This window comes from Streptomyces sp. NPDC127098 (assembly GCF_042722465.1).
GTDB lineage: Bacteria > Actinomycetota > Actinomycetes > Streptomycetales > Streptomycetaceae > Streptomyces > Streptomyces millisiae.
Window position 1 is genome coordinate 245546 of record NZ_JBHXFJ010000002.1, and the last position, 24376, is coordinate 269921.

Annotated in this window: 26 protein-coding genes; 13 read left to right on the forward strand and 13 right to left on the reverse strand. The window is 72.3% G+C overall.

Features of this window, described 5'->3' with window-relative positions; all coding sequences use genetic code 11:
- Both ACFWI8_RS02610 and gap read left to right on the forward strand, forming a co-directional pair.
- A complete protein-coding gene (locus ACFWI8_RS02610) occupies positions 1 to 948 on the forward strand; it encodes a GlxA family transcriptional regulator (protein ID WP_387084721.1) in 948 nt (315 codons plus the stop codon).
- A 99-nt stretch (positions 949 to 1047) separates the two neighbouring features.
- A complete protein-coding gene (gene gap / locus ACFWI8_RS02615; protein ID WP_387084723.1) occupies positions 1048 to 2046 on the forward strand; it encodes a type I glyceraldehyde-3-phosphate dehydrogenase in 999 nt (332 codons plus the stop codon).
- A 50-nt stretch (positions 2047 to 2096) separates the two neighbouring features.
- On the opposite strand, the gene ACFWI8_RS02620 is transcribed toward gap, so the two are convergent.
- From ACFWI8_RS02620 to ACFWI8_RS02630, 3 genes are all read right to left on the reverse strand, one after another.
- Positions 2097 to 2273 carry a hypothetical protein gene (locus ACFWI8_RS02620; protein ID WP_387084725.1) on the reverse strand — a complete coding sequence of 59 codons (177 nt, stop codon included), beginning with the start codon at positions 2271 to 2273 and terminating at the stop codon, positions 2097 to 2099.
- Positions 2274 to 2383: 110 nt separating this feature from the next.
- A complete protein-coding gene (locus tag ACFWI8_RS02625; RefSeq protein ID WP_387084727.1) occupies positions 2384 to 3190 on the reverse strand; it encodes a calcium-binding protein in 807 nt (268 codons plus the stop codon).
- A gap of 131 nt (positions 3191 to 3321) precedes the next feature.
- A complete protein-coding gene (locus ACFWI8_RS02630) occupies positions 3322 to 3774 on the reverse strand; it encodes an SRPBCC family protein (RefSeq protein ID WP_387084729.1) in 453 nt (150 codons plus the stop codon).
- Between the two features lie 131 nt (positions 3775 to 3905).
- Here ACFWI8_RS02630 and ACFWI8_RS02635 point away from each other — a divergent pair, with 131 nt between their 5' ends.
- Positions 3906 to 4952 carry an Rv2578c family radical SAM protein gene (locus ACFWI8_RS02635; protein ID WP_387084731.1) on the forward strand — a complete coding sequence of 349 codons (1047 nt, stop codon included), beginning with the start codon at positions 3906 to 3908 and terminating at the stop codon, positions 4950 to 4952.
- Here ACFWI8_RS02635 and ACFWI8_RS02640 read toward each other — a convergent pair.
- From ACFWI8_RS02640 to ACFWI8_RS02650, 3 genes are read right to left on the reverse strand one after another with little or no spacing between them, the layout of a single operon-like run.
- Positions 4939 to 5214 carry a DUF397 domain-containing protein gene (locus ACFWI8_RS02640; RefSeq protein ID WP_387084733.1) on the reverse strand — a complete coding sequence of 92 codons (276 nt, stop codon included), beginning with the start codon at positions 5212 to 5214 and terminating at the stop codon, positions 4939 to 4941. The two genes, ACFWI8_RS02635 and ACFWI8_RS02640, sit on opposite strands and share 14 nt — an antisense overlap.
- Positions 5211 to 5405 (reverse strand): DUF397 domain-containing protein, encoded by a 195-nt coding sequence (locus tag ACFWI8_RS02645; RefSeq protein ID WP_387084735.1) that lies wholly within the window; start codon positions 5403 to 5405, stop codon positions 5211 to 5213. The genes ACFWI8_RS02640 and ACFWI8_RS02645 overlap by 4 nt, the downstream gene beginning before the upstream one ends.
- Positions 5384 to 6232: a helix-turn-helix transcriptional regulator gene (locus ACFWI8_RS02650; protein ID WP_387084737.1), complete on the reverse strand. Its 849-nt coding sequence runs from the start codon at positions 6230 to 6232 to the stop codon at positions 5384 to 5386. Before ACFWI8_RS02650 ends, ACFWI8_RS02645 begins: the two co-directional genes overlap by 22 nt.
- 116 nt (positions 6233 to 6348) lie before the next feature.
- Between ACFWI8_RS02650 and ACFWI8_RS02655 the strand changes: the two genes are divergently transcribed.
- Together ACFWI8_RS02655 and ACFWI8_RS02660 are read left to right on the forward strand one after the other, a co-directional pair.
- On the forward strand, positions 6349 to 6564 hold the full coding sequence (locus ACFWI8_RS02655) for a hypothetical protein (protein ID WP_311599984.1): 216 nt from the start codon (positions 6349 to 6351) through the stop codon (positions 6562 to 6564).
- Entirely contained in the window at positions 6564 to 6881 is a 318-nt protein-coding gene (locus tag ACFWI8_RS02660) for a hypothetical protein (RefSeq protein ID WP_387084739.1), read from the forward strand. The genes ACFWI8_RS02655 and ACFWI8_RS02660 overlap by 1 nt, the downstream gene beginning before the upstream one ends.
- A gap of 10 nt (positions 6882 to 6891) precedes the next feature.
- Here the strand turns inward: ACFWI8_RS02660 and ACFWI8_RS02665 are convergent, their stop codons facing one another.
- A complete protein-coding gene (locus ACFWI8_RS02665) occupies positions 6892 to 7302 on the reverse strand; it encodes a hypothetical protein (RefSeq protein ID WP_387084740.1) in 411 nt (136 codons plus the stop codon).
- 184 nt (positions 7303 to 7486) lie between these two features.
- Between ACFWI8_RS02665 and ACFWI8_RS02670 the strand changes: the two genes are divergently transcribed.
- Together ACFWI8_RS02670 and ACFWI8_RS02675 are read left to right on the forward strand one after the other, a co-directional pair.
- Complete coding sequence (locus ACFWI8_RS02670) at positions 7487 to 7873, forward strand: metalloregulator ArsR/SmtB family transcription factor (protein ID WP_387084741.1); 387 nt, start codon at positions 7487 to 7489, stop codon at positions 7871 to 7873.
- Positions 7870 to 8361, forward strand: a complete 492-nt coding sequence (locus tag ACFWI8_RS02675; RefSeq protein ID WP_387084745.1) for an SRPBCC family protein — start codon at positions 7870 to 7872, stop codon at positions 8359 to 8361. The genes ACFWI8_RS02670 and ACFWI8_RS02675 overlap by 4 nt, the downstream gene beginning before the upstream one ends.
- 30 nt (positions 8362 to 8391) lie before the next feature.
- Here the strand turns inward: ACFWI8_RS02675 and ACFWI8_RS02680 are convergent, their stop codons facing one another.
- From ACFWI8_RS02680 to ACFWI8_RS02690, 3 genes are read right to left on the reverse strand one after another with little or no spacing between them, the layout of a single operon-like run.
- Positions 8392 to 8877: a hypothetical protein gene (locus tag ACFWI8_RS02680; RefSeq protein ID WP_387084747.1), complete on the reverse strand. Its 486-nt coding sequence runs from the start codon at positions 8875 to 8877 to the stop codon at positions 8392 to 8394.
- Positions 8874 to 9608, reverse strand: coding sequence for an aminoglycoside adenylyltransferase domain-containing protein (locus ACFWI8_RS02685; protein WP_387084749.1), 735 nt, complete (start codon positions 9606 to 9608; stop codon positions 8874 to 8876). The genes ACFWI8_RS02680 and ACFWI8_RS02685 overlap by 4 nt, the downstream gene beginning before the upstream one ends.
- Before the next feature lie 2 nt (positions 9609 to 9610).
- Positions 9611 to 10030, reverse strand: a complete 420-nt coding sequence (locus ACFWI8_RS02690; RefSeq protein ID WP_387084751.1) for a cytidine deaminase family protein — start codon at positions 10028 to 10030, stop codon at positions 9611 to 9613.
- A 144-nt stretch (positions 10031 to 10174) separates the two neighbouring features.
- Here ACFWI8_RS02690 and ACFWI8_RS02695 point away from each other — a divergent pair, with 144 nt between their 5' ends.
- Both ACFWI8_RS02695 and ACFWI8_RS02700 read left to right on the forward strand, forming a co-directional pair.
- Positions 10175 to 14752, forward strand: a complete 4578-nt coding sequence (locus ACFWI8_RS02695; RefSeq protein ID WP_387084753.1) for a DUF6531 domain-containing protein — start codon at positions 10175 to 10177, stop codon at positions 14750 to 14752.
- Between the two features lie 29 nt (positions 14753 to 14781).
- Positions 14782 to 15075: a hypothetical protein gene (locus ACFWI8_RS02700; RefSeq protein ID WP_387084755.1), complete on the forward strand. Its 294-nt coding sequence runs from the start codon at positions 14782 to 14784 to the stop codon at positions 15073 to 15075.
- Between the two features lie 15 nt (positions 15076 to 15090).
- Here ACFWI8_RS02700 and ACFWI8_RS02705 read toward each other — a convergent pair whose 3' ends face one another.
- Complete coding sequence (locus ACFWI8_RS02705) at positions 15091 to 16110, reverse strand: hypothetical protein (protein WP_387084757.1); 1020 nt, start codon at positions 16108 to 16110, stop codon at positions 15091 to 15093.
- Positions 16111 to 16251: 141 nt separating this feature from the next.
- Here ACFWI8_RS02705 and ACFWI8_RS02710 point away from each other — a divergent pair, with 141 nt between their 5' ends.
- On the forward strand, positions 16252 to 16836 hold the full coding sequence (locus tag ACFWI8_RS02710; protein ID WP_387084759.1) for a hypothetical protein: 585 nt from the start codon (positions 16252 to 16254) through the stop codon (positions 16834 to 16836).
- 29 nt (positions 16837 to 16865) lie between these two features.
- Here the strand turns inward: ACFWI8_RS02710 and ACFWI8_RS02715 are convergent, their stop codons facing one another.
- Complete coding sequence (locus tag ACFWI8_RS02715) at positions 16866 to 17462, reverse strand: hypothetical protein (RefSeq protein ID WP_387084760.1); 597 nt, start codon at positions 17460 to 17462, stop codon at positions 16866 to 16868.
- 213 nt (positions 17463 to 17675) lie between these two features.
- On the opposite strand from ACFWI8_RS02715, the gene ACFWI8_RS02720 reads away from it, so the two are divergent.
- The 3 genes from ACFWI8_RS02720 to ACFWI8_RS02730 all read left to right on the forward strand — a co-directional run bounded on the left by ACFWI8_RS02720 (position 17676) and on the right by ACFWI8_RS02730 (position 23342).
- On the forward strand, positions 17676 to 18062 hold the full coding sequence (locus tag ACFWI8_RS02720; protein ID WP_387084762.1) for a helix-turn-helix domain-containing protein: 387 nt from the start codon (positions 17676 to 17678) through the stop codon (positions 18060 to 18062).
- A gap of 124 nt (positions 18063 to 18186) precedes the next feature.
- The gene (locus tag ACFWI8_RS02725) at positions 18187 to 22677 is read left to right on the forward strand and encodes a DUF6531 domain-containing protein (RefSeq protein ID WP_387084764.1); all 4491 of its coding nucleotides are present in this window, start codon (positions 18187 to 18189) and stop codon (positions 22675 to 22677) included.
- A gap of 38 nt (positions 22678 to 22715) precedes the next feature.
- Positions 22716 to 23342 carry a hypothetical protein gene (locus ACFWI8_RS02730; RefSeq protein ID WP_387084766.1) on the forward strand — a complete coding sequence of 209 codons (627 nt, stop codon included), beginning with the start codon at positions 22716 to 22718 and terminating at the stop codon, positions 23340 to 23342.
- Between the two features lie 45 nt (positions 23343 to 23387).
- On the opposite strand, the gene ACFWI8_RS02735 is transcribed toward ACFWI8_RS02730, so the two are convergent.
- Positions 23388 to 24173, reverse strand: a complete 786-nt coding sequence (locus ACFWI8_RS02735) for a response regulator transcription factor (protein ID WP_387084768.1) — start codon at positions 24171 to 24173, stop codon at positions 23388 to 23390.
- Positions 24174 to 24376 lie beyond the last annotated feature (203 nt).

The window sequence follows — 24376 nt, forward strand, 5'->3', positions numbered from 1 at the left end:
ATGAGTCGGATCAACCATCGGGTCGCCGTGCTGGTGCTGGACGGCGCGAAGCCGCTCGACGTCGGCATCCCGGCGCAGGTGTTCGCCAACCGGCCGAGCATGCCCTACGAGGTGCGGGTGTGCGGCGCCGCGCCGGGCCCGGTGACCGGCGGCGACGGCCTCTCGTACCACGTGGCCGAGGGCCTCGACGCCTTCGAGCACGCCGACACCGTCTTCATCCCCGGCTACCGGGAGCCGGCGACCACCGAGCCGCCGGCGGCCGTCGTCGACGCGCTGCTCGCCGCCCACGAGCGCGGCACCCGGCTCGCGGCGATCTCCACGGGCGCGTTCGCGCTGGCGGCGACCGGCCTGCTCGACGGCAGGCGGGCGACGACCCACTGGCACTACACGCGAGCGCTCGCCGAGCGGCATCCTCGGGTGCGGGTGGACGAGAACGTTCTGTTCGTCGACGAGGGCGAGGTGCTGACGTCGGCGGGCGCCGCCTCCGGCATCGACCTGTGCCTGCATCTGGTGCGCCGCGACCACGGCGTCGGGCTCTCCAACCGCGTGGCGCGGCGTCTCGTGGCGGCGCCGTACCGCAGCGGCGGCCAGGCCCAGTACGTGCCCCGCAGCGTGCCGGAGCCGCTGGGCGATCTGTTCGCCGACACCCGCGAGTGGGCCCTGGCACACCTCGACGAGCCGCTGACCCTCCAGACGCTGGCCAGCCACGCGCGCGTCTCGGCGCGCACCTTCTCCCGGCGGTTCGTCGAGGACACCGGCTACACGCCGATGCAGTGGGTGCTGCGGGCCCGGGTGGACCTGGCGCGCGAGCTGCTGGAACGCACCGACCTGGGCGTGGAACAGATCGCCACCCGCGTCGGCCTCGGCACCGGCGCCAACCTGCGCCTGCACTTCCAGCGCATCCTCGGCACCTCACCGACCGAGTACCGGCACACCTTCTCGGCGTGAGCCACTCCTGGCGAGATCCTTGCGCACGCTGTCGTTCGAGCCAGTGGCGGCCCGGCGCGCCGCCGCCGAGCATGGGGGGTGAGTCGAAAGGAACCCGCAATGACCCGCATCGCCGTCAACGGCTTCGGCCGCATCGGCCGCAGCACCTTCCGCGCCCTGCTCGCCCGGGACAGCGAGCTCGAGGTGGTCGCCGTCAACGACCTCACCGCCCCGGAGACCCTGGCGCACCTGCTCGCCTACGACAGCTCGCTCGGCCAGCTCGACCGTTCCGTCTCGGTCGACGGCACCGACCTGGTGATCGACGGCCGTCGCGTCCGGGTGCTCGCCGAGCGCGAGCCGGCGAAGCTGCCGTGGGCGGAGCTCGGCGTCGACATCGCGCTGGAGTCCACCGGCCGCTTCACCGCGGCGGACGCCGCCCGCGCGCACCTCGACGCGGGCGCCAGGCGCGTGCTGGTGAGCGCCCCCTCGGCCGGCGCCGACGTCACGCTGGCCTACGGCGTCAACACCGAGGTCTACGACCCGGCCCGGCACACGGTCGTCTCGAACGCGTCGTGCACCACCAACGCGCTCGCCCCGCTGGCCTCCGTGCTGGACGACCTGGCCGGCATCGAGCACGGCTTCATGACCACGGTGCACGCCTACACCCAGGAGCAGAACCTCCAGGACGGCCCGCACCGCGACCTGCGCCGGGCCCGCGCCGCCGGCGTGAACATCGTGCCCACCACCACCGGCGCCGCCAAGGCCATCGGCCTGGTGCTGCCGAACCTCGACGGCAAGCTGTCCGGCGACTCGATCCGCGTGCCGGTCCCGGTGGGCTCGATCGTGGAGCTGAACACCACGGTCTCCCGCGAGGTGACCAGGGACGAGGTGCTCGCGGCCTACCGCACCGCCGCCGAGGGCCGATTGAAGGGCGTCCTCGAGTACTCGGAGGCGCCGCTGGTCTCCAGCGACATCACCGGGAACCCCGCGTCCTCGATCTTCGACTCCGCCCTCACCCGGGTCGAAGGCCGGCACGTCAAGGTCGTCGCCTGGTACGACAACGAGTGGGGCTTCTCCAACCGCGTGGTCGACACGCTGGAGCTGCTGGCCCGCGACTGAGCCCAGGGGGTTCGGCCGGTCGCCGGTCGAACCCCTCCGTCAGCTCTCCGTCAACTCGCCGAGCGGAAGGCGGTGCGGCCCATCAGGAGCAGGGCGACGGTCAGCACGGCCACCGCGAGCGCCCGCAGGTAGCGGCCCCCGAGCACCTCGTCCACCACCAGGACGCAGCCGGCCAGCGCGAATATCGCCATCCCGACCCGCACTGCCGTCTTCAGGCCACGCCCCATCTCGTTCTCCCTCATTCGGAGCAGTCCCCGCCGCGCGATCCTAGCCGCCCGCGGATCCGTCACCGCGCCGCGGGGCCGACCCCCCGGACCGGCCCCGCGGCGCGCTCGGGTCAGTCCTGGCGGATCACGTTGTTCCCGGCGCCGCCGGAGAGCTCGTCGGTGCCCCCCTCGCCGTAGAGCCGGTCGTCGCCGCTGTTCCCGAAGACGAGGTCGTCGTCGGCGCCGCCGTGCAGCTCGTCGTTGCCCGTGCCGCCGTGGATCTCGTCCTCGCCGGCGTCCCCGTAGGCGACGTCGTCCCCGTCCTGGCCGTAGATCACGTCGTTCCCGGGCCCGCCGTACAGGCGCTCGTCCCCGGCGTTGCCGACGAGCGTGTCGTTTCCCTCGCCGCCGTAGCCCCAACCGCCCGGGCTCGGGAGGAGGGTGTCGTTCCCCGAGCCGCCGTACTGGTTGTAGGCGCCGGTGAGCGAGTCGTCCCCGGCGCCACCCTGGACTTCGTGGCCCGTGCTCGCGGCGTGGAGGGTGTCGTCGCCGGTTCCGCCGAACACGTAGCCGATGCCGGTGGTGCGGACCGCCGCCTCGTCGTCCCCGTCACCGAGGTCGAGACCCACATACGGGATGTCGCCGCTGTCGGCGATGTGGCAGGCGACCACGGTCGGGTCGACCTCCTCGGGCCGGAAGCAGCCCTGTCCCGGGTCGATCGGGAACACGTCGTTGAAGACGTACAGCCACTGGTCGCCTACGTCGGCACTGGCGACCTGCGTGACGGCCACGTCGTTGGCCTGACCGCCGCCCGCCGTGTAGTGGGCCGTGTTGCCCACGGCGTAGACGGTGGCCCCGGTGGCCGCCGACGCGGGGCTCGCCCCGAGTCCCGCCCCGGCGAGCATGCCCGCCCCCAGGACGACAAGCACCTTTCGCATGATTCCCCCTCATTTCCCCATTGAGCCTGTCCACCCGTTCGACTCCCGCCACGGCCCTTGGGTTGCGCGAACGGAAGACGAACGGCGGCGGAACGCTCGGGGGCGGGGCGCCCGGGGGACGCGGGGTGCGGCTACTCGCCCTTCTCCATCTCGCGGGCGAGGTTGGCCAGAATCCGGTCGTAGATTCCGGCCAGCGCGCGCGGCGCGAAGCGGCGCTCGAAGAAGCCGCCGACGCCGCCCGCGCCCTCCCAGGTGGTGCGCACCCTCACGTGCGCCCCCGCGCCGCCGTCACTCGGCGTGACCGTCCACGTGGTGACGAGGGTGGAGTTGCGGTCCTTCTCGACCAGCGTGTTGTCCTCGGGCTCGGTGATGTCGAGCAGGAGCTCACGAACCCGCCGCGACGTGGCCGCGAAACGGACGTGGAGCACGGTCCCCTCGCCGTCGCCGCCGTCCCGCACCTCGTACTCCGAGAAGTGCTCGGTGAGCAGTCGCGGATGCACGTCCTGGTAGTCCGCGATCGCGTCGAACACGTCGTTCGGCTCCGCAGCGATGTCACGCTGCGTAACCACTTCGAGCAACGCCATGTCAATGCTCCTGCCGTCGTAGGGACTTGAGCGGAAAGCCAATCACCCCCGGCGTCCGGGGCCCAAATCTGGCTTGACACCGCCTATTCGAACGTGTGTCCTAATACCGGGACGAGCGGGAGGAGAGCCCCATGCGCTGGAACAACCTGAGTGAGGGCCCTGCGGCGTCGGCGACCCCGGCACTGTTCGGCACGGACGTCGTGACCAGGACGTTCGACACCCCCGAGTTCCGTGGCATCACGTTCCACGAGGTGCGGGCCCGGTCCATCGTCAACCGGGTGCCGGGGGCCTCCCGGATGCCCTTCGAATGGACGATCAACCCGTATCGGGGATGCAGCCACGCGTGTGTGTACTGCTTCGCCCGCAAGACACACAGCTATCTGGACCTGGACACCGGGATCGGCTTCGACACCCAGATCGTGGTGAAGGTCAACGCGCCGGACCTGCTGCGGCGCGAGCTGGCCTCCCGGCGCTGGCAGGGCGACCACATCGCGATGGGCACCAACGTCGACTGTTACCAGCGGGCGGAGGGGAGATATCGGTTGATGCCCGGCATCATCGGCGCGCTCCGCGACTACGCCAACCCGTTCTCGATCCTCACCAAGGGCACGCTGATCCTGCGCGACCTGGAGCTGCTGCGGCAGGCGGCGGCCGTGACGGACGTAGGCATCTCGGTCTCGGTGGGCTTCGTCGACCCGACGATGTGGCGCACGATCGAACCCGGCACGCCGGCGCCGGAACGGCGCCTGGACGTGGTGCGCCGACTGACGGCCGTCGGCATCCCGTGCGGGGTCCTGATGGCGCCGGTCATCCCCTACCTGACGGACTCACCCGCGCAGCTACGGGAAACCGTCCGCGCCATCGCGGCGGCCGGCGCGAACTCGGTGACACCACTGGCGCTCCACCTACGGCCGGGCGCGCGGGAGTGGTTCATGCGGTGGCTCGCCACGCACCACCCGAGGCTCGTCCGCAACTACGAGGTGATGTACGCGGCCGGTGCGTACGCACCGAAGTGGTACCAGCGGCGCATCACCGGCCAGGTCCACGAACTGGCGGCCGAGTACGGGATCGGCCCGGCGGCCAGACCGGGCGCGCACCGGAACCTACGAGAACCGGTCCCGGCTCCGCCGGAGCGGATTCCGGCGGAGCCGGAGCCGACGCAGCTCACGATTCTTTGAGGCCGGTGAGGAACGCGCTCCACGCGGGCACGGAGAACGTCACCACCTGGCCGGCGGGAACCTTGCTGTCCCTGACGGGAAGTATGCCGGGCAGGCCGTCGGCGACCTCGACGCAGTCACCGTTGTCGTTGCTGCGGCTGGACTTGCGCCAGGGACCGTTCGGCTCCGACAGCGGCCGCTCGCTCACTTCGACGCAATCACCATTGGCATTGCTGTGACTCGGCTTCCGCCACCGAACCAACTCTTCGATCACAGAGCTCACGACTCAGCGACGTGCCGCAGGAACGCGTTCCACGCGGCGGGAGCTACCGTGATCACCTCGCCGACCGGAGCCTTGCTGTCTCGGACCGGCAGCACGCCGGACACGACATCGGCCACCTCGACACAGTCGCCGTTCCCGTTGCTGTAGCTCGACTTCCGCCACCGGGCGTTTACTGGCTCGGAGCTGCGCATTGCCGATACTCCTCTGCTACTTGCCGGACCATGTCGATGGACGCGTCGGGGGAGAGCGCCTTCGCCCGGACCAGATCGTAGCCGAGCCCGTACTCAGCGACGGTGTCCCTCGCCTCCATGAGCTGACCGGTCTGCACGCCCTCGACGTAGGCGACATCGTGGTCGTCAGTGAACGAGAGCATGGTCAAGGAACCTCCCAGAGTGGGATGTTCCCCGGCGCCGAACGGCAACACCTGAACGACCGTGTTCGGTTGCCCAGCCATCTTGACCACGGCGGACAGCTGAGCGGCCATGACCTGTGCGCCTCCGATCGGGCGCCGCAGTACGGCTTCGTCCAGCACCACCCAGAGCAACGGCGGCTTCGGGCGGTTCAGGATCCGCTGCCGGGCCAGTCGGGCGACAACCATCTCCTCCACGAACTCAGCCGTCGCGTTGGGATTGGCCGACCGAATGACCGCGCGGGCGTAATGCTCGGTCTGCCACAGGCCCGGTACAGCGTGCGCCATGTACTTGTGCATCTTGACGGCTTTGGCTTCCAACTCCATGAAGCGCCGCACATAGTCGGGGAACGTACTGTTGTACGCGGCCTCCCACAGCCGGTTGAGGAGGCCGCCCGCGCCCAGCGCGGTGTCCACGGCCGCGATGAAGATCTCGCTGGGGAACTTCTCCGCGCGTTCGACTCGGCTGAGGTACGTCTTGTCGCACGCGGCGATCCTCGCCACGTCCGCGAGGGACAGCTTCGCGTCCTCGCGGAGGCGGCGGGCCTCGTAGCCGAGGAGGCCTCGGGGGGTCAGAGGGGGGATCACATCGCCGTGCCGCTGGTCCATCGGCCACTCCTTCGATTGCCTGTCGCGTGAGCAACGCCGTAGGGCTCCTCACGCTACTTCCGGAGCGTCATGCTGGTGACACTTTCCGTGAAAGCGAACCCGAAGGAGAGACCCCCATGGCCGCCACCACCACCGCCGAACGGCTCAGGGACGCGGAATCGGCCGCCGAAGAGCTGCGGCAGGCGTTGGAGACGCTCGGCGTCGTCCTGCCCTCGCTCCGCGTCGACCTCGCGTCCTGCACCGCGGAGGCCAACCGGCCCCTCGTGGACCTCGGTTGCTGCAACCTCGCGATGGTCCGCAAGCTGGCGTCCGTGCTGCGGGGGTGCGCGTGATGGCGCCGGACCGGCGGCCGTTGCTCGGCTCCCTGCTACGGCAGGCCAACGCCATCAGCGACCGCAACCGCCGCCACACGCTGGGCGGTTACCCGGTACTCGGCCGGTCCCTCCTCGTCAGCGAGCCGAACCGCGCGGCCGACGCGCCGCCGTTGACCCACCGCATGCGGTGTGACACGTGCGGCCAACGCTCACCCCGCTGTGTGGAGTTCGGCCGGGTGCAGGACTGGCAACTGCGGCACGCCGCCGCCCATCCCACGCACCACACCTACACCGAGACGCTGACCAGGCCCTGGCTCGTCGCGTTCCGGGGATAGGCCCCGTCCCCTACTCCAGGTCCGTGACGATCGGCCTGAAGCCGTCGTCGGAACGCGCGGTCGCCACGGCGAGACTCGCGGGCCAGTCGTCCCTCGGGATGTCATAGACCTCGATCGGCACCTCTTCGCCGCTCTCCAACTGCGCGTTCCCCGAGTGGGTGTCCAGGGGAACGAGCGCCAGCATCAGCGAGTCGCCCTCCGACGCGACGTTGCACTCGACGTAGTGGCCGTTCGGCGTGTCAGGTGTGTCGATCGAGGGGTCGACGAGCGGCCCGGTGTCGCCGCAGCCCACCGGGCCGCCCACCGTCTCGAAGGCCATCTGCCGCTGGCCACCGGCGGCTTCGGTCTCCCTGAGCCAGATCTCCGTGTCCTGGTGCTCGGCGGCCAGGAAGTAGCCCTCGGCGGCGATCCCGCCCAGCAACTACGTCTTGCCCCTCATGGCCTCCCCCTCCGCGAGTACTGATCCCAACTGCACATTCGCAAACGGACCTTACTCGCGAGTAGCCGATGACGGATCGACAGGGAGGTCACAGAACCGCACCGTCTCCGTGACGAAGGCGCCCGCTCGGCCACCCGACGCGTAACCAGTGGGTTACGCTTCACACGTGGACGAGCTGAGCGCGGTGGCGGATGCCGTCGCCGATCCGGTGCGCCGGGAGATCCTGGTCATGTTGCGCCACGCCCCCCTGACGGCGGGGGACATAGCCGCGCGGTTCACCATCAGCCGGCCCGCGGTGAGCCGTCATCTGCGCGTGCTGCGCGAGAGCGGCCTGGTCCGGGACGAGCAGGTCGGACGCCACCGGCGCTACTCGCTCGCCCCCTCCCGCCTGGGTCGACTCGCCACCTGGCTCGCCCAGTTCGAGGCCGAACGGCCCGACTGGTCGCAGCGCCTGGCGGCCCTGGACACCGAGGTCCACCGCACCCGCCGGGACCGGACCCGGGTCGAGTCGGCAGACGCCCCGCGCCACCGCAGAGAGGAAGACAGCGCATGACCCCTGCCCCCACCGGACGGCTCGTACCCACGCCCACGGGACACGACCTGATCCTCACCCGCACCTACCGGGCCCCCGCCGTCGACGTCTGGGCCAGCGTCACGGAGCCCGAGCGCACCGCCCGCTGGTTCGGCCCCTGGCGCGGCGAGGCGGGGCCCGGCCGCACCATCGAGGTGCGGATGATGTTCGAGGAGTCGGCGCCCTGGTACCCCATGCGGATCGAGTCCTGTGAGCCGCCGCGGCGGCTCGCCGTCTCAACCGAGGACGAGGCCGGATCCTGGTTGATGGAGTTGCTGCTGACCGAGACCGACGGCACGACGGAGCTCCGCCTCGTCCACCATCTCACCTCCACCGAGCACCTCGGGGCGACCGGTCCCGGCTGGGAGTACTACCTGGACATGCTCACCGCCGCGCACACGGGCGAGCCCCGGCCCGACTTCGCGGACTACTACCCCGCCCAGCAGGCCTACTTCGAGTCCCTGGCCTGAGCGGTTCCCGCGTCGGCGCGCCGCCGCCGTTCAGTCCCAGCCGTTGAAGAGGACGCCGCCGAGCGTGTCGATGCGGTAGAACCGCACCTCACACCGTTCGCCGTGGCTCAGCACCGAGGTGTCGACGTCGGAGAGCGGCAGGTTGAGCCGGTCGAGGCCCAGCACCTCGAACCCCAGGTGGGTGAAGGTGTCGGCCCACGGCGGCGGAGCGAGGAACTGGTCGGTGTACCACTCCCGCCGCACGTCGGTGAACGCGATCCAGGGGTGGTACGCGTGGCACAGGACCACGCGCTCGCCGGTGTTTTCCACGATCGAGGCGACGTGGAAGGTGCGCGGATGGCTCATCTCCTCCAGCTCCCCCACCCTGCCCCCGACGGCGCGGGCGACCGCGTGGAGCCCGGTGCGGAACGGCCGGAGATCGGTCCTGGGGGGCGGCCCGTCCTTCGGCCGGTGGAAACCGGTGGCCGCCCGCGGCAGCACGTAGACCTTCTTCTCGCCGTCTCCCATGTCCCTCATCCCCCCTGCTCGGCCCACCCACTGATGCCGCTTCCCTCGACGAACGCGCGCGCCCGTTCGCCGCTCGGGCCCGGGCCACCACCGAGGTGCCGTGCCAGCGCCGCGGTCACCGTGGCGTCGTCCGGGTGGCGGGCCAGGTACCAGTGGGCGCCGTCGAGTTTGGAGCAGATCCTGCCCTCCTCGGCGAACCGCGCCGCCCGGCAGGCGTTGAGCACGGCGTAGGCGGCGTGGCCCCCGTCGATCGCCCACCGCAGGTCGGCCACCATCGCCGCGAGGATCCGCTGACGGGGCGGCCGGCCGAAGACCTCGCCCGGCGGCGGGCCGAGCACGGCGCGGCCGAACTCCCGGCAGACGGCGGCGTGCAGCACGAGATCGGGGTCGCCGCCCGCGCCGGCACCGGGCACGATCACGGGCTCGGCGCCGGTCGTGTTGACGTGCACCTCGAACGGGCAGTCGCCGAGCTCGCGCGCGGTCGCGGCTGTGAGGACGCTCAGCTCCAGGCCGGCGCCCGGGCATCGCGCCCCCGTCGCGGCGATCGCCTCGCCCGTCCGCCGTTGCGCGGACTCGCCCTCCGGTCCCGCCACCACCGCGAGCACGTCGACATCGCTGCGCGCCGGGTCGAAGCCGCCGAGGACGGCGGAGCCGTGCAGGTAGACGCCGACCAGGTCGAGGCGCCCGGCGACCAGGGTCGCCGCGATCGCCTCGACGTGGCCGAGGACTCGGTCCGGCACGGTCAGTCCAGCGGGCTCGGCCACTCGTGGGCCGGCAGCAACTCCGCGAGCGTCGCCGACCGGTCCCGGCCGAGGACCACCTCGGTGGCGATGTTGGCCGGGTCGACCTGGCGGATGAACTCGCGGCAGCGCCCGCAGGGCGGCAGCACGTGCAGCGCGCCGTCCTCCTCGCGCCGCCACACGGCGACGATCTTCGCGATGCGGTACTCGCGGGCCGTGACCATCGCGGCGATCGCCGCGTGATCCGCGCAGAAGCCCATCCCGCAGGGGGTGTCGATACACACCCCCGAGTAACGGTTGCCGGCCTCGGTGACCAGCACCGTGGCGACGTCCCCGAAGAGCCGGTCCCCCACCCGGTGCGGATGCAGCACGGCGGCGGCCGCCGCGATGAGCTCGTCGTTGGTCACGGTGGTGGTCGTCATCTGCCAGAAGCTACCGGCCACGCCCGCGCGCCGGCCACCGGCTTTCCGGGGCTGAGGCGCCATTGCCGGAGGAGACGGCTGAGCCTACCGTTGTGTGACGAACCGTCAGGCGCACCATCTTGAGACGGCCCTGGGGGGCAGACCGTGGCGCGACCGGCCGACTGGAGTCCCGTCGACATGGACTCCGACCCGACGCCCGGTAGTCCGGACGAGGTCCGCGAACTCGCGGACGAGTTACAGACCTTCGCGGACGACGTCGGCGAGGCGCTGGGCCGCATCCGTGGCATGGCCGAGGACCGTGCCGTCCAGGACTGGGCGGGCCTTTCGGCGGAGCGCTTCCGCTCGGAGTTCGACGGGGTCCCCGGCAATCTCCAGAAGCTGCAGACCTCCTACGACATGGCGGCCCAGGCCCTCCAGACGTACTGGCCGAAGCTGGAGACCGCGCAGGGCATGGCCGACCGGGCCCTGGACCGGGCGATCGCCGCCCAGGCCGACCTGTCCACCGCCCAGGCCGCGTTGACCGACGCCCAGGACTGGGTGTCCCGGGCCGGCGACGAGGCAGAGCGGTTACAGGAGGCGGGCGAACGCGAGGGCGTGGAACCGCCATCGGAGGCCGAGGTCCGCGCCGCCGCCCGCGACGCCACCGCCGCCGGCGAGGCCGCCTCGTCCGCCCAGGGCCGCGTCGACGACGCCGAGGAACGCCTCACGGCCGCACGGGCGTTGGCCCAGCAGGCCAGGGAGATGCGGGAGGAGGCGGCCCGGGTCTGCGCCGACGACATCGACGCCGCCTCGGACGCCGGTATCCAGAACCGCAGTTGGTGGGAGAACCTCGTCCGGTGGGTCCAGGACGCCTGGGACACCATCGTCGCCATCTGCAAGGTCGTCGTCGCCGTCCTCGGCGTCATCGCGCTGATCATCGGCGGGCCGATCGCCTGGGTCGTCCTCGCCGCCGCCGTCGTCGTCCTCGCCGACACCCTCATCAAGTTCGCGAACGGCGAGGCGTCGCTGTGGGACGTCGCCTTCGCCGCCCTCGACTGCATCCCCGGCATGCGCGGCCTCACCACCCTCGGCGGCCTGGCCCGCGGCATCCGTGGCCTGGCGAGCACCGGACTCCACGGCCTGACCGCCGGCGTGCGCGGCCTCGCCCAGGGGTTCCGCGGGAGCGGCCGGATCATGTCCGCGCTGTTCTGCCGCTCCGACCCGGTCGACATGGCCACCGGGGACATGGTCATGTCCGCCACGGACGTCGAACTGCCCGGCGTGCTGCCCCTCGTCCTCTCCCGCCACCACCGGACGTCCGTCACCACGGGCCGGCTGTTCGGCCCGTCCTGGACCAGCACCCTCGACCAGCGACTGGTGCTCGCCGACGACGGCGTCCGCCTCCACGCGGAGGACGGGATGACGCTGCACTACCCGCGTCCCATCCCCGGCGAGCCGGTGCTGCCGGTCGAGGGCCCGCGCTGGGAGCTCTCCTGGTCGGGCGAGCCCGGCGCGGCGCTCACCGTCCACCAGCGGGAGGCGGGCCTGACGCTGTCCTTCCGCCCCGTCGCCGGCCGGCCGGGCCCCGAACTGCCGCTCACCGAGATCGGCGACCGCCACGCCAACCGGGTGCGCGTCGAGTACGGCGCGCACGGCGACCCGACCGCGCTCGTCCACGACGGCGGCCACCGCGTCGGGATCGCGACCGTGGCGCACCGCGTCAGTGAGCTGCGGCTGCTGAGCGACCCCGAGCAACCGGTGCTCAGGCGCTACGAGTACGACGAGGCGGGACGCCTGGCCGCGATCCGCGACTCCTCCGGCGCGCCGCAGCGGATCAGCCACGACGAGCTGGGGCGGATCACCGGCTGGCGGGACCGGAACGACGGCTGGTACCGGTACGCCTACAGCCCGGAGGGCCGCTGCGTCGGCACCGAGGGGGCGGGCGGGTTCCTCGACAGCCGGATCGACTACGACCCGGAGAACCGGCGCACGCTGTTCACGGACTCGCTCGGCCACACGACGGCCTACCAGTTCGACGACTGCTACCAGCTGGCCGCGGAGACCGACCCGCTGGGCCACGTCACCCACCGGACGTTCGACCGCTACGACCGGCCGCTGACCGTCACCGACCCGCTGGGGAACACCACCCGCCACGAGTACGACGCGCACGGGAACACGACGACCGTCGTCCGCCCCGACGGCTCACGGCTGACCGTGGAACACGACGCGTCCGGCCTCCCCCTCGCCGTGACCGAGCCGGACGGCCGCACCTGGCGGTGGGAGTACGACGAGCGTGGCAGCCGCACCGCGGAGACCGACCCGCTGGGCCGGGTCACCCGCTACCGCTACGACGAGCGGGGCGGCCCGGCCGCCGTCACCGACGCCGGGGGCGACACCGTCACCATCGAGTGCGACCCCCTGGGGCTGCCGGTCACCGTGCGGGACCCGGACGGCGGCGTCACCCGGTACCGGTACGACCACTTCGGCCGCGTCACCCGGGTGACCGACCCCGAGGGCGGCGTCGACGAGACGGAGTGGACGCCCGAGGGCAAGCCCGCCCGGCACCGGAGCCCGGACGGGGCCGAGGAGAGCTGGGAGTGGGACGGCGAGGGCAACTGCCTCCGGTACACCGACCCCACGGGCGCGACGGTGACCAACGAGTACGGTCCGTTCGGCCTGCTCACGGCCAGGACCAACGCCCACGGCCTGCGGTCGCGCCACACGTGGGACACCGAGTGCCGGCCGCTGACCGTCACCGACTCGACGGGCGCGACCTGGCGCTACGCCTACGACGCCGCGGGGAACCTGGTCGCCGAGCACGACTTCGACGGCCACGCCCTGGCCTACGCCTACGACGCGGCGGGCCGGCTGACCGGGCGTACCAACGCGGTGGGCCAACACGTCGCGTACCACCGGGACCCGGTGGGCCGGATCGTCGGCAAGGACAGCGACGGCGCGCGCAGCGTCTTCGAGTACGACGCGTCGGGGCGGCTGGTCCGCGCCGCCAGCGACCACACCGAGGTCCGCTACGAGCGCGACCCCCTCGGCCGGGTCCTCGCCGAGATCCGCGACGGGCGGGCCCTCGCCTACGAGTACGACCCGCGCGGCAGGGTCACCCGGCGCCACACGCCGGGCGGCGTGACCAGCACCTGGTCCTACACCGACGACGGGCGGTCCACCCGACTGCTGAGCGCGGGCCACGCGGTCGAGTTCGTACACGACGCCCTCGGCCGCGAGGTCGAGCGCCGCGTCGGCCCCGGGCTGCGCGTCGCGTCCCGCTGGCGCCCCGGCGGCGGCCTGGCCGAGCTGACCGTCCGGCACGGCGCCCGGGAACCGCGCCGCCGCTCCTACGCCTACCGCGCCGACGGCCACCCGAGCGGCATCACCGACTCGCTCACCGGGCACACCGAGATCCGGCTCGACGGGGCGGGCCGGGTCACCTCGCTGAACGCCCCGGGGTGGGAGGAGTCCTACGCCTACGACACCGCGGGGAACCAGACCGACGCGCACTGGCCCGCCGGGGCGGGCGCGGCCGCGTCCACCGGCGGGCGGCAGTACGAGGGCACCAGGGTCGTCCGCGCCGGGCACCGCCGGTACGAGTACGACGCCGCGGGGCGGCTCGTCGTCCGGCGCGGGACCGGACTGGCGAAGGAGGCCGACACCTGGCGGTACGAGTGGGACGCCGAGGACCGGCTCACCGCCGTCACCACACCCGACGGGACCCGCTGGGAGTACCGCTACGACCCGCTCGGCCGGCGCGTCGCCAAGAGCCGCCTCGCCCCGGACGGGAGCGTCGCCGAGCGCACCGAGTTCGTCTGGTCGGGGACGATCCTGGTCGAGCGGCTGGGTGTCGACGCCGAGCTGCGGGCCACGTCGAGCACCACCTGGGAGTACCGCGGCCACCACCCCGTCCTGCAGATCGAGGGCCGCGCGGCGGGCGACGACCTTGAACAGGCCGAGTACGACCGGCGGTTCCTCGCCATCGTCACCGACCTCGTCGGCGCCCCGACGCAGCTGGTCGACGACGACGGCGAGATCGTGTGGGAGCCGCGCGTCACGCTGTGGGGCGCGGCCTCGCCCACCCCACCCGGCGCGCCGGACATCCCGCTGCGCTTCCCCGGCCAGTACCACGACGCGGAGACCGGCCTCCACCAGAACGTCCACCGCTACTACGACCCCGAGACCGCCCGCTACCTCACCCCGGACCCGCTGGGTCTCGGCCCGGGCCCCAACCCGCGGGCCTACCCCCACAACCCGCATGTGTGGGCCGACCCGCTCGGCCTCCTCGGCTGCCAACTCGCCCTCTTCCACGGTACGTTCGGCGCGGCCGCCCGGAACATTCGCACGGCGGGCATCAACCTGACGTACAGCATGCGGGCCATGGACTTCGGGCGCGGCGGCTTCTACGTGACCAACGACCTGGCCCAGGCCCGCCAGTGGGCCAACCGACTGGCCGGCCGCAACGGCGATGTCGCGGAGGTGCTGCACTTCCGGGTGCCGCAGAATGAGCTGACGAGCTTCAACCGGCGCGTCTTCGACGGGCCGAGCTCCGAGCTGGCGGACTTCATCCGGCACCACAGGAACGGCGGCGCGATGCACGACTACGACCTGGTCGAAGGGCCCATGCTGATGAACGTCGGCCCCTTCCTCAGACGCGGTGCCGACCCCGTCTTCGGGGGCCACCAGATCGCCGTCTTCTCGCCCGAGGTGGCCAGCCTCTTCAACCGCTCGCTCCTGCCGTGACCCGGAGGCCACCCGTGGGGGACTTCCTCATGGCGACCGACGACCCCGAGATGCAGGAGTACTTCCGCGAGATCGCCGAGTTCATGGTCGACGAGTTCGCCATCGGCTACCCGGAGGCCGTGGCCCGGGTCAACGAGGCGTTCAAGGACCAGGAGTTCGCCCCGTACCCCGACATCATCTGCCACGAGCTGCCGGAACACTGGGCGTACGGCCTGTACTACGGGGACGTCCCGTACTGGGACGAGGACGCGGACCGCTCCACCTGGACGGTACGGCCGGCGCCCGACCCCGCCTCGCCGTCCTGGACGGTGCGCGAGCGCTGAGCCACCGTTCGCCGCTCATCGCAGGAGGTCAGCCCAGCCGTCCAGGGCGCGCATCACCCGTGGCATCTCCGCCGCGGCCGAGGTCACGATGCGCAGTCCGAAGTCGCGGCGTTCGGGGTCGGCGCCGCGGTGGCCCAGCGCCAGCCAGAGGCACCAGGCGATGACGGCGAGTTGGCTGCGCAGCATGCCGGCGAACGCCGAGACGTCGGCGGGCCCGGCCGGTCCTCCCTGGTCCAGGTATGCCGTGATCAGCGGGTGGACCACGCGGGGGTCGCCGTCGGCGGTGGGGCCGTTGAACGGGGTGGCGAACCGGAAGGCGACGTTCACCGCCTCCCACCAGGGAACGTCCGCCCGGGTGCCGTCCCAGTCGATCAGCGCGTACCCGCCGGGGGTGCGCAGCACGTTGGCCCGGGAGGTGTCCCCGTGCACCAGGACGGCGCGGGGAGCGTCGCGCCGGGCCTCCTGGATCAGCCTCGTCGCCTCCTCGACGAGCGGGAGCAGGGCGCGGGCCGGCGTGGCGACCGGGTGGCCGCTCACCTCGGCCTCGGCGACCCACTCGTGCCAGTCCGCCAGGGGGTGCGGCGTGGGCTCGTCGTCGGGGCCGGCGTCGTCCTCGGTGCCGAGCAGGGCGACGCGGGCCAGCGTGGCGCCCACCCACCCGGCCGCTTCCGCGACGGTCGCGGGAGACACCGTGCCAGGCTGCCGCAGATCGTGGCCCTCAAGCCACCCACTCACCCGCACCAGCGTCTCGCCTGCCGGGTTGTGCCAGTACCCGACGGCCGGGGCGGGAGGCTCGACCGGCCGCGGCATCGGGATGCCCGCCTGCCACGCCGCGCTCTCCAGGCGGTGCACGCGGTACGCGTGCCTGCGATGCCAGTCGCTGAGCAACCGGTCTCTCCGCACCACCCACCGCCCCCGGTCGGTGGTCAACACCCGGCTGTCGGAGGGGTGGTCGCCGTTGGCCAGCGGACGCCAGGGGCCCCGTGACCGCCCCAGCCCGAAGAGGGCGGCCACCTTGTCGGAGTCGAGATCCATCCGGGCAGTGTGCCGCCGGGGGCGGGAGTGGCGCAGGTGTTTTCCGCTCGCCGGTGGTGACGGCTCGACCCGGTCCGGGACCCCTCCCGGGCCATGGGTGGTTGGGTGACCGTGCCGCGACCCGAGTCGAGGGAGGACATCATGGATCGGCGCGACCCGTTGACCAGCCCGACGCGCCCGACCGCGCCGCGCGGTCGGCCCCGGGCCCGGAGGTTCTACGGCGGGTTGCTGCTCTGCGCGGCGGTGAGCGTCATTCTCGCCGGCTGCGGCACCTCCTCGCCCGACGCGTCCCCGACCACCTCGCGACCGGGCGGCGACGAGCCGGCGTCCGGGACGCCCGATCCCTCACCCACGACCGAACGCCCGTCCCCCGCCGACGTGCCGCCGGCGCCGACCGTCCCCGAGGCGGCGGACGGCACGGACCTGGCAGCGTGCGAGGACGGCCGGTGCGAAGTCCGCGTCACCGCGGGCGAGTCGGTCCCGCTTCCGCAGGCTCCGGTGCGCCTGGAGGCCCTGAGCGCCGACGAGTACACGTTCGTCTTCGAACCGTCCGCCGCCGGCGGCTCCATCGCCTGTAACCAGCGTTGCTCGATGAGAAGCGGCCTCGGCCAGGGGCCGACCACGGTGACCGGTACCGGGGGGTCGACCGACGCCTACGGCTCGCGGCTCACGGTCGTCGCCCACGACGCCGAGGCCCTGGTGCTGCACGTGGCGCCCGTCCCGTGATCCACCCCGCCGCGCCGGGGGCCGGCGGGTCAGCTCCAGATGATGGACGTGGTCTCGTCGTTCATGCCGCCGAGGTGGTTGTGGATGGGCACGAATCCGGTGTTGCGGCCGCCGAAGCCCTCGTCGGCCAAGTGGTTGGACCAGCAGTTGCCGCCCGTGGTGAACGAGGAGACGCGGTCGTTCCACCACGGGAAGCCCTGTCCGGGCGGAGGCGCGAACTCCCAGCCGACGTTGACGACGGCGTACTCCAGGTCCGTGAGCTCGCCGGTGCAGGGGCCGTCCTCGCCGATCACGGTGATCGACGCACCGCCGAGCCACTCGTGCTCGTACTCGACGCCGATGACGACGGCGTCCAGCGCGGCCAGGTCGTCCTGGAGCGCCTCGTCCTCGGCGGCGACGGCCGCCTCCCGCGGGGCGTCGGTGAGCTCGCCTTCGGTGACCCAGGAGGCGAGGGCGCGGAAGTCGTGGAAGCAGGCGGTGTCGACGGGGTCGGTCTCGCCCTTCGCCAGCACGGCGACGCAGGTGCCGCGCTCGGCGTCGGCGGACTGCGCCGGGGCGGCGGCGACGGCGACCAGCCCGCCCGAGGCGGCGGCGAGCACGGCCGCCGCCCGTAAGGCTCTCTTCACGGAGTCTCCCTTCAGGCGTGAGGGCCCAGGTGGCCCTCGTCGCTCCCATTCAGGACGCACGCGGCGTTGTCCGGCCAGCGTGGACGTCGAGTTGTCGAACAAAGGCCGACAATGCGCTGTTATTCGGCGGCCTGCATGACAATGCTCGGACAACGCGGGCGCCGGGCGGCGCGCCGTCAGAGGGGGTGTTCGATGGGCAGACCCGAGAGACCCTTGGACCCTGCGACCGGCCCGATCGCCCGATTCGCGGCCGGCCTGCGGGAGTTACGCCACGCGGCGGGCAGCCCCAGCTACCGGGAGCTGGCCCGCCGCTGCAACTACTCGGTCACGACGTTGTCCGACGCGGCGGGCGGACGGCGGCTGCCGACGCTGGAGGTCACGCTCGCCTTCGTCGAGGCGTGCGGCGGCGACCCCGAGGAGTGGCGACACGCCTGGTGGCTGGCATCGAGGCGACGCCGCCCGGCCGCGCCGCCTCCGCCACCCCTCCCTCGCCAACGGCGCTACGGCGCCCGCACGATCGGCCTCGCCTTCCTCACCGGCGCCCTCCTCGGCGCGGGCGCGGCCGTCACCCTGCCCCGGGGGAACGGCACCAACGGCTGACGCGCCACGCCCAGTCGCGCCGGCCGGCCGACACGTGCGCCATTGCGCACAGGACCGGCCCCCCCTAACCTCGTCTCACAGAGCGTCAGGTACATGATCATCAGGCGGCCCGGGGGGGCGGATCATGGCACGACCTTCCGACTGGAGTCCCGTCGACATGGACTCCGACCCGACACCAGGAGATCCGGACGAGGTCCGGCAACTGGCCGACGAGTTACAGACCTTCGCGGACGACGTGGGCGAGGCACTCGGCCGCATCAGGGGGATGGCCGAGGACCGGGCGGTGATGGACTGGGCCGGCCTGTCGGCCGAGGCGTTCCGCTCGGAGTTCGACGGCGTGCCGGGCAACTTGGAGAAACTCCAGACCTCCTACGACATGGCCGCCCAGGCCTTACAGACGTACTGGCCGAAGCTGGAGACCGCGCAGGGCATGGCGGACCGGGCCCTGGACCGCGCGATCGCGGCGCAGGCCGACCTCTCCTCAGCCCAGGCGGCGTTATCCGACGCGCAGGACTGGGTGTCCCGGGCCGGTGACGAGGCCGAACGCCTGGAGCGCGAGGGCGAACGCGAGAACGTCGAGCCACCGTCCGAGGCGGAGGTCCGCGCGGCCACCCGGGACGCCAACGCGGCCCAGAGCGCCGCCTCCTCCGCCCAGTCCCGCGTCGCCAGCGCCGAGGAGGCGCTGTCCGCCGCGCGTCAACTCGCCCTCGACGCCAGGACGATGCGGGAGGAGGCCGCCAGCGCCTGTGCCTCCGAGGTCGACGCCGCCTCCGACGCTGGCATCCAGAACCGGCGGTGGTGGGAGGACGCCGTCCACTGGGTGTCGGAGAACTGGGACACGATAGTAGAGGTCTGCAAGGTCGTCGTCGCCGTCCTCGGCATCGTCGTCATGATCATCGGCGGACCCCTCGCCTGGGTCGTCCTCGCCGCCGCCCTCGTCGTCCTCGCCGACACGCTCTACGACTACGCCAACGGCCGCGCCTCGTTGTGGGACGTGGCGTTCGCGGCGCTCGACTGCATCCCGGGCATGAAGGGTCTCACCACCCTCGGCGGCCTCGCCCGCGGCCTGCGTTCCCTCGGGTCGATGGGCCTGCGTGGCATGGCACAGGGGCTGCGCGGTCTGGCGTCGCGTGGCCGGACGATGCTCGTGGACGGGATGCAGTCGGCCTACGCCCGCGCCCGCACCATGATCCGCAGCGGCGGCACCGACCCGGTCGACCTGGCCACCGGCCACATGTACCTGCCGCAGACCGACGTCACCCTGCCCGGCACGCTGCCGTTCGCCTTCACCCGCCGGGTCCAGTCCGGCTACTTCGCCGGCCGCTGGTTCGGCCCCTCCTGGGCCTCCACCCTCGACCAGCGCCTCGAAATCGACGAGCAGGGCGTGGTGTTCCTCGCCGAGGACGGCATGATCCTCGCCTACCCCCACCCCGGGGAACCCGGCGCCGCCGTGCTGCCCGAGACCGGCCCCCGCTGGCCGCTCACCCGGGAGGAGGACGGCGGCTACACGCTCACCGACCCCATCGCCGGCCACACCCGCCACTTCCGCCGCCCCGACGGGGACGGCGACTGCCGCCTCCTCGGCATATCGGACCGCAACGGCAACCGGGTCGACATCGACTACGACCCCGACGGTGCCCCCGCCGCCATCCGGCACTCCGGTGGTTACCACCTCACCCTCACCACCGAGCACGGCCGCATCACCGCCCTCGCCCTGGGCGACACCGTGATCCGCCGCTACGGATACACCGAGGGCAACCTCACCGCCGTCCTCAACCCCGCAGGCCAGCCGCTCCGGTTCACCTACGACGAGCGGCTGCGGGTGACGTCCTGGACCGACCGGAACGACCGCAGCTACGCCTACACCTACGACGACCGCGACCGCTGCGTCGCCGAAGGCGGCGAAGCCGGCCACCTCACCCTCACCATCGCCTACGACGGCGCCCACCCCGACTGGCCGGACGCCCGCGTCACCACCCTCACCACCGCTGACGGCGCCACCAGCCACTACGTCATCGACGCACGCCACGACGTGGTCGCCGAGATCGACCCCGTCGGCAACGTCATCCGCACCGCATACGACGAACATCACCGCCTGACCAGCTACACGGACGCCCTGGGCCGCACCACCCACGTCGGGTATGACCCGCTCGGTCGGACGGAGACCGTCACCTACCCCGATGGCACACGGGCCCGTTCGACCTACGACGACTCCACGCGCACGGCGATCCTCAGCTCCCCCGGTGGCCGTTGGACACGCACGTTCGACGAGCGCGGCAACTGCACCGCCATCACCGACCCCACCGGCGCGACGACTCGTTGCGAGCTTGACGAGCACGGAGGGCTGCTCTCCGTCACGGACCCCCTCGGGGCCACCACGCGCGTCCGCTGTGACCCGGCCGGGCTTCCCGTCGAGCTCACGGACGCGCTGGGGCACCGGAACCAGCGCCGGTACGACCCTTTCGGACGTCCGATCGAGGTGACGGACGCGCTGGGGGCCGTGACCAGGACGTGGTGGACGGCCGAGGGCAAGCTCGCGCGCCGCCTGGGCCCGGACGGCGCCGAGGAGACATGGGAGTACGACGCAGAGGGCAACTGCGTCCGCCACACGGATCCGATCGGTGCCAACTCCACCTTCGAGTACACCCACTTCGACGCGCTGACGGCACGCACCGGCCCGGACGGGGCGCGCTACGAGTTCGCCTACGACGCGGCGCTGCGGCTGACCAGCGTCACCGGTCCCCATGGCTGGACCTGGGAATACGGGTACGACGCGGCCGGCCGGCTCGTCAGTGAGCGGGACTTCGACGGACGCCTGGTGAGCTACGAACACGACGCCACCGGCCGACTGACCGCGCGCACCAACGCCCTCGGCCAGCGAGTCACTTACGCCTACGACGAGGTCGGGCGCATCGCGGCCAAGAACGTCGACGGCGCGACCAGCACCTTCTCCTACTCGGCCGACACAGGCCGCCCGGTTCGCGCCGTCGGTCCGAACTGCGAGGTCGCATGGGAGCGGGACGCTCTCGGCCGGGTCGTCGCCGAGACGCTCAACGGCCGCACCATCGCCTTCGACCACGACGCCACCGGCCGCAGGACCGCGCGCCGTACGCCGACCGGCGCGCGAACGACCTACCACTACGACGCGGCGGGTCGGCCCGCCACCCTCAGCACCACCCAGGGCCTGGTGCTCTCCTTCGAACGAGACGCCACCGGCCAGGAGATCAGCCGGCGCATTGGTGACGACGTCGCTCTCCACCAGAGGTGGGACCCGGCCGGGCGGCTGGCCGCACAGGAGCTCTCCGTCGGCACCCGAGAGCCAGCCCGGCTTCGCTCCTACTCCTTCCGGTCGGACGGTGCGCCGTGGGCCACGGTCGACCCGCTCCGTGGCGAAACCCGGTTCACGCTCGACGCGGCCGGCCGCATCACGCGGGTACGGGCCGACCGCTGGTCCGAGTCCTACGCCTACGACGCCGTGGGCAACCAGACCCGCGCTGTCTGGCCCGCCGGCCCCTCCGCCCCTGAACCGCGTGGCGAGCGCCTCTACCGCGGCAACCGAGTGACCCGAGCCGGCACCGTGCGCTACGAGCACGATGCCGCCGGTCGGATGGTGGAGCGTCGCCGGACCCGGCTCTCCGGCAAGCCGGAAGTCTGGCGCTACCAGTGGGACGCGGAGGACCGGCTGACGTCCGTGGTGACACCGGACGGAACCAACTGGCGGTACCACTACGACCCGTTCGGCCGGCGAATCGCGAAGCTGCGGATGGCGGCGGACGGCGTGACCGTCGCCGAGGAAACCCTGTTCACCTGGGATGACGCCACTCTGGTCGAGCAGACCACCGAAGGGTCGGCGCTGCCCCACGCCGTCACCCTCACCTGGGAACACGACGGCCTGCGCCCGATCGCCCAGTCCGAACGGCTGACCACCGCGGCGGGCCAGGAGGAGATCGACGCCAGGTTCTTCGCGATCGTCAGCGACGTGGTGGGCACGCCCACCGAGCTGGTCGACGCGGAGGGAAACGTCGCCTGGCGGGCGCAGGCCACCCTGTGGGGAATCACGGCCTGGTCCGCCGACAGCGTCGCGTTCACACCTCTTCGTTTCCCAGGCCAGTACCACGACGCGGAGACCGGCCTCGCATACAACCTGCGGCGGTACTACGACGCGGAGACAGCGCGTTACCTCTCACTCGACCCGCTGGGCCTCGAGCCGGCCCCCAACCCGTGCACATATGTTCCCAATCCCCTGGTAGCGGTCGATCCACTCGGTCTCGCCCCCTATGTGATCCTCTATCACGGTTCGATGAACTGGCAGGGCACGGAGTTCGCGTTGGAGGTCTCGCAGGCCGCGAGGCGTCCCGGCACGCCCGCGCCCGGCGTCTATCTGACCGATGACTTCAACCGGGCCGCCACCGGGTACGGGCGAGGAGGACACATCGTGCGGGTCCAAGTGCCCGAGGAGTTCGCGAACTCGATCAGACAGATGGGCGGACCGAATGGCAACCAGCCGGAGTTCTTCGTCGACACCGTCGAGGGTCTTGCCACCATCAACAACGGCATCACGGGCGTACTTCCCACCCCCCAGGCCATCATGGAGAATTTCGCCGGTCGCTTCTGACAAGGGCATGACGTCGCCGCAACGACGGAGGATTCACCTTGTTCTCGGAAACCACGATCGCCCGCGACATCTTCGGCCCGCTGTGGGGAATCGTGGAGCTGGGTGCCGTCGCAGCCTCCGACAGCGGCCCTCTCCGGGATGTCTCGCTCGCCCGTTTCGTGGCGGCGCACCGCGACACCCTGGACGGACTACTCGAACTGGTCCGAGAGATCGGTGACTTCCAGCCCGGGACCATGGACATCTTCGAGGAGTCCGGCTGGGAGGACCGCCGTGACGTGGCGACCACCACCGCGTACCTGATGCTCTGGTCCGGTGCCATCGAGGCGTTTCCACCGGACATCGACGACCCCACGGTGGTCCGACGCATGGTGGCCACCGGCTCGGACCTGCAACTCACCGAGTTCATGCACGCGTTGGTCGGCGCCGCCCGGGTTCGTGGCCCCGGTCTCGAACGTGCCGTCGGCCTCATCGTCGAGGCGGTCGGCAGAGCCGGCCTGTTGCTGGGCCGCACGGATCGACGGGTCCCCCAGGACACCTTCCGCATGTGGCGCGTGGCCCATCTCCCCCGCCTGCTGCGCCCCGACTCACCGGCCACGGACGCCGCGAAGGTCGCCTTACGCGGCTACGCCCACGCGCTCGAAGACGTCGTCACGCCCGCTGCCTGACCCTGAACCACCGGCCGCCAGGCGGACGGCCCGCGGTCGGCGTCGTCACCCCCGAGGCACCGGCAGCACCCCCGTCGCCTGCGCCCGCAGCACCGCCCCGACGCGGTCGGTGACCTCCAGCTTCCGGTAGATCCGCTGCACGTGCTTCTGCACCGTCCGCGGCGAGATCCCGAGGCGGCGGCCGATCGCCACCGCCGACAGCGACTCGGCCAGGAGCAGCAGCACCGTCGTCTCCCGGGGCGTCAGCCGCCGCTCCTCCGCCCGCTCCTCGCCGTCCACGACCGTGGTCCGCCAGCGCGCCACCAGCCGCAGGTGGGTGTCGAGTCCGGCGAGCAACGGCTGCGCGCGCCTGGCGTAGAGCCGCTCGGTGGCGCAGAAGTCGCCCTCCGCGTGGTAGACCACGAACCCCCGGGCCGTGCCGGCCGCCCAGTGCAGCGGTATCCCCATGGCGTGCTCGGCCCCGAGGAACTCCCGGGTGAGACCGCACGCCTCGCTGTCCCGCCAGGCCGCCGCACCGACCAGGTCCGCGGCCGTGCGCGGCTCGTCGTCCCGGCGCGTCGAGTAGTGCCGGGCCAGCGGATGCCCCGCCCGCACCATCAGCGGCGACAACTCGGCCAGCCGGCTCGCCGTCATCCGCTCCCCGGACCACCCGAGCGCCCGCCCCTCGCGCCGGTGCCAGGTGGCCTCCGTCATCACCACCGTGGTGGTGTGCAGCGCCCGCCGCAGCTCCCCCATCATCTGCCGCCACGGTTGCTCGGGCCCCCGCCCGTGCAACACGTCGCTCGCCAGGTCGAGCAGGAACTCGTACTCACGCGGCGCCAACCGCGCCATCGCTCACCCCTCGTGCCGACCGGACGACTCCCAGCGAGTCTAGGCCGACACGCCGCCCAGGTACGCACTTCCGCGTACCGAACGCCCGTCCGCTCTTGCCTGCCCCTCCCCCGCCGTGCGACAAAGACCACCCACAACGTGGCCGCCCGAGCGCCAGTGGGGGGTGCCCGGGCGGCCCGCCGCGCCGTTCCTGGCGGCGGACG